Annotated in this window: 20 protein-coding genes; all 20 read left to right on the top strand. The window is 45.2% G+C overall.

Features of this window, described 5'->3' with window-relative positions:
• Positions 1–135 precede the first annotated feature (135 nt).
• The 20 genes from prsW to BK127_RS00990 all read left to right on the top strand — a co-directional run bounded on the left by prsW (position 136) and on the right by BK127_RS00990 (position 16,262).
• Positions 136–828 (top strand): glutamic-type intramembrane protease PrsW, encoded by a 693-nt coding sequence (prsW, locus tag BK127_RS01080; protein WP_076227659.1) that lies wholly within the window; start codon positions 136–138, stop codon positions 826–828.
• A gap of 47 nt (positions 829–875) precedes the next feature.
• Entirely contained in the window at positions 876–1,037 is a 162-nt protein-coding gene (locus BK127_RS43530) for a hypothetical protein (protein ID WP_179097343.1), read from the top strand.
• Between the two features lie 109 nt (positions 1,038–1,146).
• Positions 1,147–2,505 carry a germination protein YpeB gene (gene ypeB, locus BK127_RS01075; RefSeq protein ID WP_076227657.1) on the top strand — a complete coding sequence of 453 codons (1,359 nt, stop codon included), beginning with the start codon at positions 1,147–1,149 and terminating at the stop codon, positions 2,503–2,505.
• Between the two features lie 134 nt (positions 2,506–2,639).
• Positions 2,640–3,293: a flagellar brake protein gene (locus tag BK127_RS01070; protein ID WP_076227655.1), complete on the top strand. Its 654-nt coding sequence runs from the start codon at positions 2,640–2,642 to the stop codon at positions 3,291–3,293.
• Positions 3,294–3,494: 201 nt separating this feature from the next.
• Entirely contained in the window at positions 3,495–4,172 is a 678-nt protein-coding gene (gene cmk, locus BK127_RS01065; protein WP_076227653.1) for a (d)CMP kinase, read from the top strand.
• Position 4,173: 1 nt separating this feature from the next.
• Positions 4,174–4,758, top strand: a complete 585-nt coding sequence (locus tag BK127_RS01060) for a lysophospholipid acyltransferase family protein (RefSeq protein WP_076227651.1) — start codon at positions 4,174–4,176, stop codon at positions 4,756–4,758.
• A gap of 124 nt (positions 4,759–4,882) precedes the next feature.
• Entirely contained in the window at positions 4,883–6,163 is a 1,281-nt protein-coding gene (gene rpsA, locus BK127_RS01055; RefSeq protein ID WP_076227649.1) for a 30S ribosomal protein S1, read from the top strand.
• A 22-nt stretch (positions 6,164–6,185) separates the two neighbouring features.
• A complete protein-coding gene (gene fni / locus BK127_RS01050; RefSeq protein WP_076227647.1) occupies positions 6,186–7,304 on the top strand; it encodes a type 2 isopentenyl-diphosphate Delta-isomerase in 1,119 nt (372 codons plus the stop codon).
• 102 nt (positions 7,305–7,406) lie between these two features.
• On the top strand, positions 7,407–8,027 hold the full coding sequence (locus tag BK127_RS01045) for a YphA family membrane protein (protein ID WP_179097342.1): 621 nt from the start codon (positions 7,407–7,409) through the stop codon (positions 8,025–8,027).
• Between the two features lie 141 nt (positions 8,028–8,168).
• Positions 8,169–9,491: a ribosome biogenesis GTPase Der gene (gene der, locus BK127_RS01040; RefSeq protein ID WP_076227643.1), complete on the top strand. Its 1,323-nt coding sequence runs from the start codon at positions 8,169–8,171 to the stop codon at positions 9,489–9,491.
• Between the two features lie 12 nt (positions 9,492–9,503).
• Positions 9,504–10,097, top strand: a complete 594-nt coding sequence (plsY, locus tag BK127_RS01035) for a glycerol-3-phosphate 1-O-acyltransferase PlsY (protein ID WP_256711131.1) — start codon at positions 9,504–9,506, stop codon at positions 10,095–10,097.
• Between the two features lie 14 nt (positions 10,098–10,111).
• Positions 10,112–11,119, top strand: coding sequence for an NAD(P)H-dependent glycerol-3-phosphate dehydrogenase (locus BK127_RS01030; RefSeq protein WP_076227641.1), 1,008 nt, complete (start codon positions 10,112–10,114; stop codon positions 11,117–11,119).
• A gap of 221 nt (positions 11,120–11,340) precedes the next feature.
• On the top strand, positions 11,341–11,619 hold the full coding sequence (locus BK127_RS01025; protein WP_076227639.1) for a stage VI sporulation protein F: 279 nt from the start codon (positions 11,341–11,343) through the stop codon (positions 11,617–11,619).
• 150 nt (positions 11,620–11,769) lie between these two features.
• Positions 11,770–11,949 carry a DUF2768 family protein gene (locus BK127_RS01020; RefSeq protein WP_076227637.1) on the top strand — a complete coding sequence of 60 codons (180 nt, stop codon included), beginning with the start codon at positions 11,770–11,772 and terminating at the stop codon, positions 11,947–11,949.
• 19 nt (positions 11,950–11,968) lie between these two features.
• A complete protein-coding gene (locus tag BK127_RS01015; protein WP_076227635.1) occupies positions 11,969–12,262 on the top strand; it encodes a 2Fe-2S iron-sulfur cluster-binding protein in 294 nt (97 codons plus the stop codon).
• 57 nt (positions 12,263–12,319) lie between these two features.
• Positions 12,320–12,922, top strand: coding sequence for a nucleotidyltransferase domain-containing protein (locus BK127_RS01010; protein WP_076227633.1), 603 nt, complete (start codon positions 12,320–12,322; stop codon positions 12,920–12,922).
• Positions 12,923–12,955: 33 nt separating this feature from the next.
• Positions 12,956–13,291 carry a 2Fe-2S iron-sulfur cluster-binding protein gene (locus BK127_RS01005; RefSeq protein WP_076227631.1) on the top strand — a complete coding sequence of 112 codons (336 nt, stop codon included), beginning with the start codon at positions 12,956–12,958 and terminating at the stop codon, positions 13,289–13,291.
• A gap of 3 nt (positions 13,292–13,294) precedes the next feature.
• On the top strand, positions 13,295–14,041 hold the full coding sequence (locus tag BK127_RS01000; protein WP_076228358.1) for a hypothetical protein: 747 nt from the start codon (positions 13,295–13,297) through the stop codon (positions 14,039–14,041).
• Between the two features lie 275 nt (positions 14,042–14,316).
• Positions 14,317–15,795, top strand: a complete 1,479-nt coding sequence (gene spoIVA, locus BK127_RS00995; protein ID WP_076227629.1) for a stage IV sporulation protein A — start codon at positions 14,317–14,319, stop codon at positions 15,793–15,795.
• Positions 15,796–15,986: 191 nt separating this feature from the next.
• Positions 15,987–16,262: an HU family DNA-binding protein gene (locus tag BK127_RS00990; protein ID WP_076227627.1), complete on the top strand. Its 276-nt coding sequence runs from the start codon at positions 15,987–15,989 to the stop codon at positions 16,260–16,262.
• Positions 16,263–16,531 lie beyond the last annotated feature (269 nt).

Below are 16,531 nucleotides of genomic sequence, written 5' to 3'. Positions count from 1 at the left end.
ACTGGATGGAAGCGGAAGTGCATGCCAAATTGCAAGAAGTGATGGAAAAAAGCTTTGAAAATGTCTATAATATTCATAAAGTGAAAAATATCGATACGCGTCTGTATGCTTCGAAAACTCTCAGGAGGTGGCACCTTGAGCATTGTTTCAGTCATCTTGGCAGCAATTGCGCCAGGTGTCGCTCTGCTTGCTTATTTTTATTTAAAGGATCGATATGATACCGAGCCGATTCATCTCGTTGGCAAGATGTTTTTGTTCGGTATTTTGCTTGTATTCCCTGTGATGGTGCTGCAGCGAGCTTTTGTTCATGGCTTTGGTGATGATCCACTGGTGTTTTCTTTTTTGATTTCAGCGGGCGTTGAGGAATTCTTGAAATGGTTTTTGGTTTATTTCCTCATTTTCCGGCACGCGACCTTTGATGAGCCTTATGATGGAATTGTATATTCAGTAGCGGTTTCGCTCGGGTTTGCGACGCTTGAGAATGTGTTTTATGCATTGCTGAATTCGGCTTCCATCTCTACGCTGCTAATGCGAGCCTTTCTGCCTGTTTCCGGTCATGCGATGTTTGGCGTCATGATGGGCTACCACTTGGGTAAAGCCAAGTTTAATCCCGAGCAGCGAACAAGGCAGCTGTTCTACTCCTGCTTTATGCCTATATTATGGCATGGAGTTTTTGATTACGTCCTGCTTACCGCGAAAACCTACTGGATCTGGATCATGCTCCCATTGATGGCCTTCCTGTGGGGACGAAGTCTGTGGAATGTTAAAAGAGCGAATGCCAGGTCACCGCTTCGTGTACTTAGGCGGGAAGAACGGGTTGAAATGTAAATTGCTTGTCCATACTTATAACACATAAGACAAGCAGGAGGGAAGGTATGATCACTAAAGATCGAATCAAGGTGTTAATTCGCTGCAACCTGTGCGGTGAGCGGTTTGTATTGAAAGGCAAGCAAGATAAAGGGAAGATCGATACAGGCTTCAAGCAATGTTTGTGCAGCAACGAAAAAGATTTTTTCATAGAAACCCGATGTTTTTGAACATCCTCTTAAAGGAGCCTTGACAGGCTTTTTTTTTATGCATGAATAAGACCGCTTCCTTCGACAAAAGCTAAAACCAATATTGGGTGATGAAGGGGGATATGCAACCATGTACAGCCGTTTGAGCATTGTTATGTTTCCGATTTTGCTAGTCGTTCTGATTGGTGCCGGAATGTGGGGATACCTCGAGCATCAGGAGAAAAATGCGATTTTAATCAAGGCAGAAAATCAGTATCAGCGAGCGTTTCACGACCTGTCGTTTCATGTGGATAGCTTGCATACTGAGCTTGGCAACACATTGGCCTTAAACACGGCTTCACAGGATTCCTATAAAAAAGGTTTGATCAACGTATGGCGAATTACGAGTGAGGCTCAAAATGAGATCAACCAGCTGCCTTTAACATTGCTTCCTTTTAACAAAACAGAGGAGTTTTTGGCCAACATGTCCAACTTCTCATATCGGGCAGCTTTACGCGACCTTGGAAAGCAGCCGCTCAACGAACAGGAAATGCAAACCTTGAACGCTCTTTACCAGCATGCCAATGAAATATCTACAGATCTCCGCGGTATGCAAAGTAAGGTTCTCGCGAATAATCTGCGTTGGATGGACGTTGAAACAGCGCTGGCTACACAAAAGGAGCCACTGGATAACGCGATTATTGACGGGTTTCAAACTGTAGATAAAAAAGTCGCAGACTATGCGGATGTCAAGTGGAGTCCATCTGTCATGAGCACGTATCAAGCCTATGATGCGAAAATGCTGACAGGCAATGATGTTTCTGCAGAGGACGTGCGGCAAAAAGCAGCGAAGTTTTTGAATATCGCTGATCCATCAACGGTTAAGGTCGTCGAGAATGGAGTTGGCACCGAGTTTGAATCCTACAGTGTTACCGCACCCAAGGATAATATACCGGATGGTACACAAATGGATTACAGTCATAAGGGAGGAGAGCTTCTATGGTATTCGGCTGCCAGAGATGTACCGGATAAGAAGCTTGATATAAGAGGCGCTCGTGATGCGGCTGCCGAATTTCTCGATATACACGGTTACTCCAATATGACGGCCGTTTCCTATGATGAATATAATAATGTGGCTAATATAACATTTGCGAGCCGTATGAATGACGTCATCAATTTTATTGATAAGGTTGCTGTTAAGGTAGCAATGGATAATGGCGATGTGACAGGGCTTCAGGCTACTGATTATGTATATAATCACAAAGAGCGGCAGTTGAATTCGCCGAAGCTTAGCGCTGAAGAGGCCCGCAAGGTACTGAATTCACAAATGCAGGTGGATCATCAATCGTTGGCCTTGATTCGCAATGACTTGCAGGAGGAAGTGCTGTGTCACGAGTTTACCGGACGCATCAACGGTGGGGTTTATCGTATTTATATTAACGCAGAGACAGGCGTTGAGGAAAAAGTTGAACATTTACGCAAGGAAGAGCAAGTTGCGAGTCAAGTATAATTTTATAATATTTAGGGAGAGTCTTCGACAAGACTCTTCTTTTTTTGCTTCCCATCTGTTATTCGCATGTTATAATAAGGGCTAGACTCCAGAATGAAATTCTGGTTTAGATCAAATTGTGGGGGGTGCACATATTGCTTCCAAAGGTGAACCAGATTTTACATATACAAATTAATTCAATCGATGAGGAAGAAGCGAAACAGGAATATAAATCCAGGATTGCTGATCAGGATGACAATTCGATTTTTATGGAAATCCCGATAAATGAGAAAACAGGACGTCTGAAGAAACTCTATATCGGTGATGAAATATCGGCTTATTTTATTTTGGATGGCGGTGTAAAAAACTATTTTACTACCTCTGTGCTGGGATTTACCGATGATGTGATTCGTCTGATACAGATTCGTAAGCCGGCTCCCGAAACGATTACGAAGATTCAGCGTCGCAGCTTTCTTCGTGTACCAGCAGAGCTCGAAATGGCGGTGAAATATTCCGATCAATTACAGTTTATTGCGGTTACCGATGATGTAGGTGGAGGCGGTATCTCATTTTTGTGTGACGGTTATATTCCTCTTGCTGCACAGCAAATGGTCAGCTGCTGGCTGCTGGCGAATTACAAGAATGGACAAATTGAGCACATTCCCTTCAAAGGTGAGATGGTTCGGATCAAAATGCTCGAATCGGGCAGACAGCAGGTTATGATGCGTTTTGCCGAAATCACCGACAGAGATCGACAGAAGATCATCAGATACTGCTTTGAAAGACAGCTTGAATTTCGAAAAATGTAATTATTTTTATGAAAATAGTCTATGGATGATCCGCATCCCGGATGCGATTTTACGACCGTAAACCAACAGAAAGGTTCACCTTTCTGTTAATAAGTATGAGACAGCTTTGCAATCCCACTTTCACCTATGGTATAATTTTCATTGGTTACAGGCGGGGTCTGTTGTCACATGCATGACTTTTATTTCTGGGAGGCCCTTGTTTTGGAGAAATTTAACATTGCTATAGATGGTCCGGCGGGAGCAGGAAAGAGCACAATTGCCCGACTCGTTGCCAATACATTAGGATTTATTTATGTAGATACGGGGGCTATGTACCGCGCGGTCACCTGGAGTATACTGCAAGCCGGCCTTATACCAGAGCAGGAATCTGAAGTTATTGCTATGACTCGTGAACTTGACATTCGTCTTGAACCAGGCCCGAGTGGTCAACAGGTCATTGTTAATGGAAGAGATGTGACCTTGGATATCCGTACTGTTCAAGTGACGAGCAATGTCTCGCAAATTGCGAGAATTGCAGAAGTACGTCACATTCTGACAGATAAACAAAAGCTTCTTGCAATTGACAAAGGCGTTGTGATGGATGGCAGAGATATCGGTACTCATGTTCTTCCTGATGCAGAGCTGAAGTTTTTTCTCACAGCAAGTGTTAAAGTAAGAGCTGAGAGAAGATTCAATGAAACCAGAGATCGTCCAGAGGTAACTCTGGAACAGCTGGAGCAGGAAATTGCTGCTCGCGACCAGATGGATGCGCAACGAACACACGCTCCTTTGATTCAGGCCGCTGATGCTGTATTGCTGGACACGACCGACTTAACCATTCCTCTTGTAGTAGAGCGAATTTTGGAGTTGTGCAGAACCAAAGTCGGCGGAGGGAAGTAATATGCTTTATTCTACCTTACGTGCTCTATTTCATTTTATATTCCGTTTGATATTCCGTTTGAAAGTAATTGGAATCGAGAACATTCCTGAGGACAAACCTGTTATCCTATGTGCAAATCATACAAGCAATATGGATCCGCCATTGTTGGGGAGTCCGCTTGTCACAAGACGTGTACATTACATGGCAAAGGCTGAGCTTTTCGATTTGCCGGTACTGGGCTGGGTACTTCCAAGAATTAGTGCGTTTCCTGTAAAACGCGGTGGTGTGAGCAAGGAATCGATCCGCTTATCGCTTCAGCTTTTACAAGGCAACCAGATCCTTGGGATTTTTCCGGAAGGATCTCGCAGTAATGCGGGCGGAATAGGGAAGAAAGGTGCGGCAAGCTTAGCACTAAAATCAGGAGCGGTTGTTATTCCTTCTGCTATAGTGGGTGGCTACAAGCCTTTTCGCAGAATGACGCTTGTGTATGGCAAACCTCTCGATATCAGTGAGTTTGCTGATAGCGGAAGTTCGGGCGTGGAAGAAGCAACAAACCGTATCATGGAAGCCATTCGTGATCTGGTTAAGAAATACGAATCAAAATGATAATTAGTGGAATACTTAGAAAAACAATTAACCGCGTAATTTTTGCGTTGGTAAATTATATTAGAAAGCAGCAATTGTAACTAATTTATTTGGTTGAGGTTGCTAACATAGGAGGAATTGAACCATGTCCGAAGAAACTAAAGCAGAAATTCAAGTAGAACAAACAGAGCAGCAATCCACACAAGAGCAAGAGCTTTCCCAAGAGGAATCGATGGGTAACGTATCCATTCTCAAAAAAGGTGACACTGTTAAAGGTAAAGTCATTAAAATTGAGGATGACCAAGCATTCGTTGATGTAGGTTACAAGTATGATGGTGTTGTTCATATTAAGGAGCTTTCTTCTGTACAATTAGGAAGTGCTAGTGAAGGTGTTGAAGTGGGACAGGAAGTTGAGTTGAAGGTTCTGACTATCGATGACAACAAGGAAAAGCTTGTACTTTCCAAACGTGTAGTTGACAGCGAAAAGGCTTGGGATCAACTTCAGGCTGATCTTGACAACAAAACCATTCTGGAAGCAAAAGTTGCTGAAGTTGTAAAAGGCGGACTTGTTGTTGATGTTGGTTTGAGAGGTTTTGTACCCGCTTCTATGGTTGAGCGTAATTTCGTTGAAGATTTCAGCGATTACAAAGGACGCACTTTGAAGCTGCGTGTCAAAGAAATCGATCGTGAGAAAAACAAAGTTATCCTTTCGCAAAAAGACGTTCTGGATGAAGAGTTTGAAGTGAAAAAGAAAGAAATTATCGGCCAACTATCAGTAGGTCAAGAGCTGACGGGAACTGTTCAACGTCTAACTCAATTTGGCGCGTTTGTTGATATCGGTGGTATTGATGGCTTGGTTCATATTTCCGAAATGGCATGGCATCATGTTGAAACACCTTCGGAAGTTGTAAAAGAAGGTGATCAGGTTAAGGTGCAAATTCTGAAGCTGGACCCAGCTAACGAGCGAATCAGCCTAAGTATTAAAGCAACTCAACCAGGACCATGGCAGCAAGGAACCAGCAGCTTTAACGTTGGTGATATCATCACAGGAACAGTTAAGCGCCTGGCTCAATTCGGTGCGTTTGTAGAAGTGGCTCCAGGTGTTGAAGGTTTGGTACATATTTCCCAAATCGCTCATCGTCACGTAGCTACTCCTTCTGAAGTATTGAAGGAAGGTCAAGAGGTTCAAGTGAAAATTTTGGATCTTAACCTAGATGAGAAACGTATCAGCTTGAGCATTAAGGAAACAGAAGAAGCTCCTGCTTCAGCGACTCCTGCTGCAAGAAATGATAAAGGTGGAGACAGAGGGGACAGACCTTCTAGAGCACCAAGAGAAAAAACAGTTATTGCTGAGGAATACCAAAACCAAGGATTAAACACGACTTTGGGCGAGCTTCTTGGCGAAAAATTAAGCAAATTTAAATAATAGATTGAAATGAGGAGTCACGTTGCGCATTCCGAGAAAGTTGGAGCATGTACATCATGCGCTAAAGCTTGGGCAAAGTGGAGAACAAGGTTTCTCTGACCTTAAGCTGATCCATAACTGTCTCCCGGAAACCTCATTAGGACGAATCTCATTACAAACCCAGATCGGCGAACTCAAACTGAGTTCGCCGATTATTGTTAATGCGATGACAGGTGGGGCCCAAGAGACAGAAGAAATTAATCGAGAATTAGCTATCGCAGCTCGAGAATGTGGTTTGGCTATGGCCGTTGGTTCTCAAATGTCGGCAATTAAAAATGCCGAAGTGTCCTCCAGCTATCAAATCGTAAGACAAGTGAATCCGAACGGAATCGTGTTTGGCAATCTGGGAAGTGAAGCCACTCTCGAACAAGCCGAAAGGGCTGTTGACATGCTTCAGGCTGATGCGCTTCAGATTCACTTGAACGTCATGCAAGAGCTCATTATGCCCGAAGGTGATCGTGATTTTACAGGGATGCTGGAAAGAATCTCAACCATTGTAGAGCGGTTGCACGTACCTGTTATTGTAAAGGAAGTCGGCTTTGGTATGGCGCGGGAAAGCGCTGCTGCCTTACTGGAGGCAGGTGTAAGTACAATCGATGTCGGGGGCTATGGTGGCACCAATTTTGCAGCCATTGAAAATGCACGGCGAAATGTGCAAATGGACTGGCTGAATGACTGGGGATGCAAAACCACTATTGCCTTGTTGGAGGTATTCGAGGCAGTCAAGTTAATGAGACCACATACTGCACCTCATAAAAAACTGACCGTTATCGGCTCTGGAGGCGTACGAGGAAGTCTGGAGGCCTGCAAAGCCCTCTCATTAGGAGCCTCAGCTGTGGGGATTGCAGGAGCCTTTCTGCACATACAGCGAACCGAGGGAACAGCTGCTTTGATAAATAGAATGGATGACATGCATCAGGAGTTAAAGCTGTTAATGACAGCTCTCGGCGCTGGCACTATAGAAGATTTATGGAACGTCCCTCTTGTCATTAGGGGCGAGACTGCTGAGTGGTGCACAGCAAGAGGCATAGATATCAGAAGCTACGCAAGTCGAACTGGATTGATAAATATACCTGCATATAGCCATACTAAGGTCAAGTAAAGCGTTGCTATAAAGTTTTAGGTCTATGCTTACGAGGTTAGTTTTCCAAGGAAAACTTTTAGGTGGGTGCCAATGAATCCAGGGTATTTATCATGGTTGCTAATGATCATCACGATAATTTTGTTTGTCAGCGGCTGGAAGGATTTTTTGTTGAGAGGTATAACTTCCAGAGTGATACTTCTTTTTTTTGTTTTGTGGATCATCGGGAATTGCTTGGTCATCTCGCTACCGTTCGGAACTTTGGCTGTCTGGGTTCCTGTTTTGTTAATTATGGTGATATGCATTTTGTGGAGGCTGCCGGGAGCGCTGTATCATAAGCTTCATATTATATCGGTTGGTGCTTTGATGGGGTCATTATCGTTTTTTATGCAGGAGACGGTTCAACTGATGCCTGCTTCCATATACGGAAACTTGGAGCTTGCTATGGCGCTGTCAATCGGAGTTTTGGCTGTAATTACCATCAAGCATCCTTCTGCACAGATAGCGGCTATTTCGATTGGTCTGCTGCTTGGTGAGGGTTACATCATCTATATTAACAAAAGGCATGTTGGTATTGAGTTGGGTTCCTTACGCTTGCAGGATCGATGGTGGTTGACCCTTGTGGTGACAAGAAGCTTGTCCATTGGTTTGATGTATGCGTTTTTGGTCGGAAAGCACGGTTTTATCAGCATGACGAACGTAATTAAGGCAGGGGTCAAAAAAATAAGCAGTAAGGATGACTAGCCGTGTTTATCGGATGGTCCGATCATTTTAAATACATGGTTAGCATTTACATTGATTTCGTATAAGTCAAATGCTATGATGTAAGTTGTGGAATTTTTCGAGTTGCGAATTTTGCTTCACCCAAGAAAGGAATGAAGTTTAGTGGCGAGACCTATAGTAGCCATTGTTGGCCGACCGAATGTCGGGAAATCGACGATTTTTAACCGTATCGTTGGCGACAGGCTTGCAATTGTAGAGGATATGCCCGGAGTAACCCGGGATCGTTTGTATGGAGTTGGGGAATGGCTGGATCACAATTTCAGTGTCATCGATACCGGCGGTATTGAGATAGAAGGGGATAGCGAGCTGTTAAAATCGGTTCGTGCCCAGGCAGAGCTGGCTATCGAGGAATCCGATGTTATTATTTTTATGGTTGATGGTAAAGCAGGGATTACTGCGGCGGATTCTGAGGTAGCAGAGCTTTTATTTCGTGCCAAGAAACCAATTGTGCTTGCCGTTAACAAAATCGATAACATCAAGCGTCAGGATGATATTTACGAGTTTTACAGCTTAGGCTTCGGAACTCCATATGGGATTTCAGGTTCTCACGGTACCGGACTCGGAGATTTATTGGATGCGGTTGTCGGTAGCTTTCCGGAGAACGAGGAAGAGGAGTATGGGGAGGATGTTATTCGTGTTGCGCTTATCGGCCGACCGAATGTGGGCAAATCCTCACTTGTCAATGCGATTCTTGGCGAGGATCGGGTTATCGTTAGTGATGTTGCGGGTACGACCCGTGATGCGATTGACACCCCGTTTGAACGGGATGGACAGAAATATGTCATTATCGATACGGCAGGTATGCGTAAACGCGGTAAGGTATATGAAAATACGGAAAAATACAGTGTTATGCGTGCGATGAAAGCCATTGAGCGAGCTGATGTGGCTCTTGTGCTGATTAATGGTGAAGAAGGCATTATCGAGCAGGACAAGCATGTTGCCGGTTACGCGCATGAAGCGGGTAAAGCAGCTATTTTCGTCGTTAACAAATGGGATATGGTAGAGAAGGACGAGAAAACGATGAAGGAATTTTCACAAAAGATTCGTGATCATTTTCTGTTCATGACCTATGCGCCCATAGTGTTTCTTTCTGCCAAAACCAAGTCGCGATTACATAAGCTGCTTCCTGTCGTCGTTCAGGTAGCTGAACAGCATGCGCTTCGTATTCAGACCCATGTTTTGAACGATGTGATATCGGATGCGGTAGCTATTAACCCGCCGCCGACAGACAAAGGTAGAAGACTAAGAATCAACTACGCGACCCAGGTTACAGTGAAACCGCCGACAATTATTGTTTTTGTCAATGATCCGGAAATGATGCATTTCTCTTACGAGCGTTACCTGGAAAATAAAATTCGTGCTGCTTTTGGATTTGTTGGAACACCGATGAGGCTGTTTTCGCGGAAAAAATCAGATGATGAATAGGAGCGGTGCGCGGTGTGGTATGTCATACCCATCCTGATCGGATATTTGCTCGGTTCGGTCAGCTTTAGTTTGTTGGCAGGAAAGCTGCTCAAAGGGATTGATATCCGAAATCATGGCAGCGGTAATGCGGGAGCTACCAATACGTTACGGGTTCTTGGTGTAGGACCTGGGGTTACGGTGCTGCTGTTGGATGCTTTAAAGGGAGTTATTGCCGTCATGCTCGGAAGCTGGTTAGGTGGCGGCAGCTCGTTATTATTGGTGTTGTGTGGTGTCGCTGCTATCGCAGGGCACAACTGGCCGATATTTTATGGTTTTCGAGGCGGCAAAGGGATTGCCACCACGATCGGTGTAATGATCACGCTTGCTTTTGTTCCTGTCTTAATTGCTGGTGCAGCCGCTATACTAGTTATTGCGATTACTCGATATGTTTCCTTGGGGTCCCTGCTTCTTACCGCACTCTTACCTATCTTTATCTGGTCAATGGGTTTCCCTATGGAAATATTTATCGTGAGCTTAATCCTGTTCGTATTCGCTTGGTATCGTCATCGCAGCAACATCGTAAAGCTCCTCCATGGAAAAGAGAATAAGCTGGGTGCCAAAAAATAATCGGAGGTGGGCTCATGCCTCGAAAAGTATCTGTGCTTGTAGCTGGAAGCTGGGGAACCGCGATTGCCTCCGTGCTGGCGGAAAACCAGCTGGATGTCACCTTATGGTCACGTAATGAAGAGCAGGTAATGGAAATTAATCAGGAGCATCGCAACCACCGGTTTCTGGGGGATACGGTGCTGTCTGATAAGATTCGCGCAACGACCTCGATGGAAGAAGCATTATTTCAAGCCGATGCGGTAATCGTGGTTGCACCTTCCTCTGCTCTGCGGAGTGTGGCTTCACAAATGAGGGCGTTCTTGTCAAAAGAAACGCTTCTTATTCATGCAACCAAAGGCTTCGAGGCAGACAGCCTGAAACGGATGAGCACGGTATTAGCTGATGAGCTGCCCGATTATGATGCGGCTTCCATCGTCGTGTTATCCGGTCCGAGTCATGCGGAGGAAGTAATTAAACAATGTCCGACCACCGTCGTTGTCGCTTCGGAAAGTATGGCTGCTGCTGAGGCCGCCCAGGATCTATTGATCAATTCTTATTTTCGTGTGTACACGAATCCGGATGTCGTTGGTGTGGAAGTGAGCGGTGCCTTAAAAAATATTATTGCTTTGGGTGCCGGTTTAACTGACGGTCTGGAATTTGGGGATAATGCGAAGGCGGCCTTGCTGACCCGGGGGTTAGCTGAAATATCCCGTCTCGGAACGGCAATGGGGGGGAATCCTCTTACTTTTGCCGGTTTGGCAGGTATCGGTGATCTGGTAGTTACCTGCACGAGCAAGCACAGCCGTAATTGGCGGGCCGGTTATTTGTTGGCTCAGGGTAAACCGCTCCCTGAGGTGCTGCAGGAAATGGGAATGGTTGTAGAGGGTGTCAAAACGACGCAGGCAGCTTACAGGTTATCCCGACAGTATGAAGTCACAATGCCGATTGCTGAACAGCTGTATGAGGTGTTGTTTAATGGGAAAGAGCCGATAGCGGCTGCAGACGACCTGATGGGTCGTGGACGTAAAGATGAGATAGACTGAGTCAGACAAGCCTCTGTAAACATTCTGAACCCTTTTAGTCAGCCGCCTACACGGTTGATATCCCTCCTTCATAAAATACTTCAGTAGGACTAGGAACAACCTACCAAGCTGCTTTGCTGTAAAAGCTCAGAGGATGCTCGCGAAGTTAGCATATCTGGAAGTGGCTCAGCGATTGTTTACGATGCTAGCTTTCCTAAAGGAAAGCTTGTAGGAGGGATAAAATGGCTAATAAGGATGTATCCAAGGATGTACTCAACGCTGTCAAGAAAAAAACCGGTAAAAGTGTCAGCGAGAAGGACATTCATAAACTCGCTAGCGGAGTCAAGCCTTCTACCTTGCAAAGTGATGCACAATTGAAGCAGCTCATTAAGCAGGTATCCGGTCTTGTGAATGTACCCGTATCGGAGGCAACGGTTAATGAATTGATTCATGCTATCAAAAGCAGCAAGATGAGCGTAGGCAACATGGAACAAATGGTGAAAATGATTTCCAAAAAGTGATCGGTTCCGGCATGAGACATTCCTTGGGGAATGGCTTGTGCTTTTTTTCTGTCACATAGGCTTCACGGCTTGAAGTCACGTTGCTGTGTGAATTATGGTATAATAGGGCATGTTTAGGCCTATTTGATTTATATAAGGAGCAGCGAATAAATGAGTCCAATGGATAAAATGTGGGCATCGTTCGTGGCCATCGGGTTGATGGCAGGAGCGTCCTTCTTGATTTCATACGCAAGAAACCGTACAAGGGGTGTTATACGGATTATTTTGTCTATCATTGCTTTTCTGATGTTTGTACCCATTTTGCTGTATATGGTAGTGTCTATCTTGTAAATGGAGGATTAAACTCGTTATGGTTTTACTTAACGGACGTAAGATACAGAAGCATGTAGAAGGGGAAAGCGGATTGACCGTGCTGGACCTGGCTCTCAAGCATGAAGTGGATTGGGGGTTTGCCTGTACTCGAGGAACCTGTGCACGCTGCCGTTGTCTGGTAACAGAAGGACGGGAGCATCTTAAAGAGGTGACGGATGCGGAATGGGATCGTTTGGAGCCGGAGGAATTGGATGCGGGATACCGTCTTGCTTGTCAGGCGGTTATGAAAGAGGATGGACCGGTAACGATAACACACAAACCGTACTTTTAACGAAGGGTCCTGACATCCGGTTATACAAATGACAAGGTTTGCAGGGGGGATTATCAGATGTATGCATGGGAAACGCTAGCAGGACCGCTCAGAACGATTCAGAGCTGCTTACGGGAGGTTGAGACGCCGTGGCTTGTAGGTGGCAGCTGTGGGCTGTTGCTGCAGGGTGTTGCTCTGACCGCTGCTCCTCGTGATCTGGACCTGTATGTTGACGCTGAGGGAGCACTTGAGCTTCATCAAGCTTTGTCCGATTATGCTACAGATTCCCAGGTTGAAGACCGTTCCTCCATCTATCGCTCTATTCTGAGTCATTACAGGATTGAAGGGGCCAAGGTTGAACTCGTAGGAGGATTTGAAGTTACGAGCAAGGATAGCTTATATAAAGTGGAAGTGGACTATTTACACAAGCACTACAGTCCAAAGATTCATTTAACAGGAGAGGCTTCCACAAGGGAAAGTTTGGAGACGCTGCATGTAATGCCCTTGGAGCACGAGCTTATCTTTAATGTTCTTCGCAATCGTCCGGACCGCTATGAGGCTATCGCGGCGGTTATGAAAAGTCGACAATCGGCATGGAGTCATGCTATGGAGGCTTTGGTAGAGCGTAATGCTTGCAGTGAATCCCTTATTCATGAGCTCCAAAGACTTCTGCTGACGTAAACCGATGAGGTTGGATTAAGGAGTGAAGATGATATGGGAGCTAATGTGAGTTTCGAACCGGATAACAAATCGTTCCAGGCCAAGCCGGGAATGTCGATTCTGGAAGTTTCCCGCAAGGCCAGAGTTCATATTCGAACGCGCTGTGACGGTAAGGCGGCTTGTTTAATGTGCAAGGTTATCGTGTCCGATCAGTCTGGTCTCGCTCCGCTCAATACGAACGAACGATTAAAGCTGGGAGGACTGCAGGATCAGGGGTACCGGCTTGCCTGCCAAGCCAAGGTGACCGGGGATGTTACGGTAACGATTCCTGAAGACCCGCTCAAGGCCGCGATTCGCAAGCAGCTGGAAGCACAGCGAGAGGACGATTAGGTGATGAGAGAAAGTAAAAAGTCAGCTGTGGCCTTATTCATGTTGGGATTGTGTATGCTGCTGCTGACAGGCTGTATGTATCCACAGGAGATGCGCAAGGAACAGCAGGTTGCTACAGGTGAATTTGTTGTTGTTGTTCAAAGCGCGATTGACCAATTTCAGGCCAAGACGCATGTGTTACCGATTAAAAACAGTGAAGAAACGACTCCGATCTATGAAAAGTATCCGATTGATTTTAAAAAACTTAAAGAACGTTCGTTGATCAGCAATGTGCCGGCGAATGCTTTTGAAAATGGCGGCAGCGTGATCTATGTCCTGGTTGATGTGGAAACCAAGCCGACGGTTAAAATGATGGACCTCACTTCTTTTCAAAAAACGGTTGAGGTTCAGAAGCTTGTAGACGAATACAAAGCCAAAAATAATGGACAAATTCCTAAGGGAGAAGCTGTTTCTTCTGCCTTTTACCGAATTGATTTTGCAAAAATGAACAAAAAACCGATTGTGGCGCAAAGTATGTATACCCGACAGGTACAGCTTCCTTTTCTCATGAATGATATGGGGCAGGTAGCAATCGATTACGCTGAGGAAATGATGCGGCTCATCGATAAAAAGTCGCTTCAGACCAGTTTGAATGACAAGCAGGACCTGAGAGAATTACTAGTCAGGGAATCTTATTATGTACCTGCTCGCTCCTACGCGTATCACTGGATTAATGGACAACCAACACCTGTTATGGGAGTGCCTATGTAATCATTTGGTACACTGAACCGGCTTGTTAGCCTCTATCACCTTGAAATTGAAGGGAGATAGAGGTTTTTTGCGTCGTTGCAGAATAATTGGCGCGTCCTGTTCATATAGTTTCAGAGAGATGATGCAGCGGCTCGCTATGCCGTTATGAGCAAGGAGTGATAGCAAGAAAGTTCGGTTAAACAATTTATCATAATTGGCTAACTCGTACATATATTTTACTAATCTAAAAGAATAGTACGAGTTTCGCTTTATACCACCTGTAGGAGGGATTCTCATTGGAAAAAGTGGATATTTTTAAAGACATTGCAGAGCGTACGGGCGGGGATATTTACCTGGGGGTCGTAGGGGCGGTCCGTACGGGGAAGTCGACGTTTATCAAACGTTTCATGGAATCCATCGTGCTGCCGAATATTCAAAATGAAGCGGATCGGGCACGTGCAACGGATGAGCTCCCGCAAAGCGCGGCGGGACGCACAATCATGACGACTGAACCGAAGTTTGTACCGAACACAGCTGTGCAGCTGCATGTAGCAGAAGGTTTGAATGTAAACGTTCGATTGGTTGATTGTGTCGGCTATGTCATAGATGGTGCCAAAGGCTACGAGGATGAGCATGGGCCGAGAATGATTAACACACCGTGGTTTGATGAAGCCATTCCGTTTCAGGAAGCGGCTGAGATCGGTACCCGAAAGGTCATTCAGGAGCATGCAACGCTTGGTGTGGTTATTACCACAGACGGCTCTATCGCCGAAATTCCACGTTCCTCTTATGTAGATGCTGAAGACCGTATTATTAATGAGTTGAAAGAAGTCGGTAAACCGTTTATTGTGATTGTGAACTCAACCAAGCCTAATGGTGAGATTGCTCAGGAGCTAAGAAGCCAGCTTCAGGCAACACATGATATACCGGTAGTGTCGATGAGTGTAGCCAATATGAATGAAGATGACATGATGTCTGTGCTGCGCGAGGTGCTTTACGAATTTCCTGTACATGAAGTTAACGTCAATCTTCCGAGCTGGGTTATGGTTCTGTCAGATAGTCACTGGCTGCGCTCCCACTTCGAGAATTCGGTAAGGGAGACGGTTCAAGATATTCGCAGGCTTCGTGATGTGGATCGTGTTGTCAGTCATTTCGAAGAATATGAATTTATTGATAAAGCTGCCTTAGCGGGAATGAATATGGGCCAAGGTGTGGCTGAGATCGATTTGTATGCGCCCGATGAGCTGTATGACCGGATTTTGATGGAGGTCGTCGGTGTTGAGATCCGCGGCAAGGATCACCTTCTGCAGATGATGCAGGAATTCAGTCATGCCAAAAGGGAATACGATCATTTTGCGGAAGCGCTGGAAATGGTGAAAACGACTGGGTATGGCATTGCCCCTCCGTCACTTGCGGATATGGCACTGGATGAGCCGGAACTCATTCGTCAAGGTTCACGCTTTGGCGTTAGGCTGAAGGCGACTGCGCCTTCGATTCACATGATCAGGGTCGATGTAGAATCCGAGTTCTCGCCGATTATCGGGACCGAGAAACAAAGTGAAGAGCTGGTTCGGTATTTGATGCAGGATTTCGAGGATAATCCATTGAAAATATGGGAGTCGGATATATTCGGAAGATCGCTTCATTCCATCGTTCGAGAGGGTATTCAAGGCAAGCTCGCCATGATGCCGGACAATGCACGATACAAGCTTCAAGAAACACTCGGTCGTATCATTAACGAAGGCTCAGGCGGATTAATTGCCATAATTTTGTAAAATAACAAATAATAGTGATAAAAATGCACTCCGAGGGGTGCATTTTTTGGTTTGTACTTGATAAAGTGCTGTGGGTGTATTAATATAATCTTGATTTGTTCGGTTTCCTTAATTTCCTATGTATATTTTTGAACATTTCAGTTAACAAAGAAAGTAACGGTATAAATTAATCTTGGGGGGAGGTGAATGGCATGAATAAATCTGAATTGATCAACAAAGTAGCAGAAACATCCGAGCTTTCCAAGAAGGATGCGACTAAAGCGGTTGAAGCTGTATTTGAAGCAATTTCCGAAGCCCTACAAGGTGGAGATAAAGTGCAATTAGTTGGATTTGGAAACTTTGAAGTTCGTGAACGTTCCGCTCGTAAAGGACGTAACCCGCAAACAGGCGAAGAAATCGAAATTCCTTCTAGCAAAATCCCTGCTTTCAAACCAGGCAAAGCTTTGAAAGATGGAATTCAATCATAATGTTTTTTCCTACATACTCATTTCTACATACTTCCATTGTATGAACTGATGGTATGAGCGACACCTTAACCTGAACAGGTTAAGGTGTCTTTTTTTGTTACGGCAGCCCGACATCATGGGTATTAGCACAACACGGTAACGTGGATCCTTTGAGTATCCTTTGTATATAAGTGCTGTCAGATCGCCAGAAATGGAGTTTTAGAGTGGTTTAACGCGTCCACACGTGTGTCGTCCTACATACGCAGGGTAAGTCGCTTAGAACGTACACG

This window comes from Paenibacillus sp. FSL H7-0331, from assembly GCF_001956045.1.
Note: the sequence above shows the minus strand (reverse complement) of the source record. Positions and strands in the feature narration are given on the sequence as shown.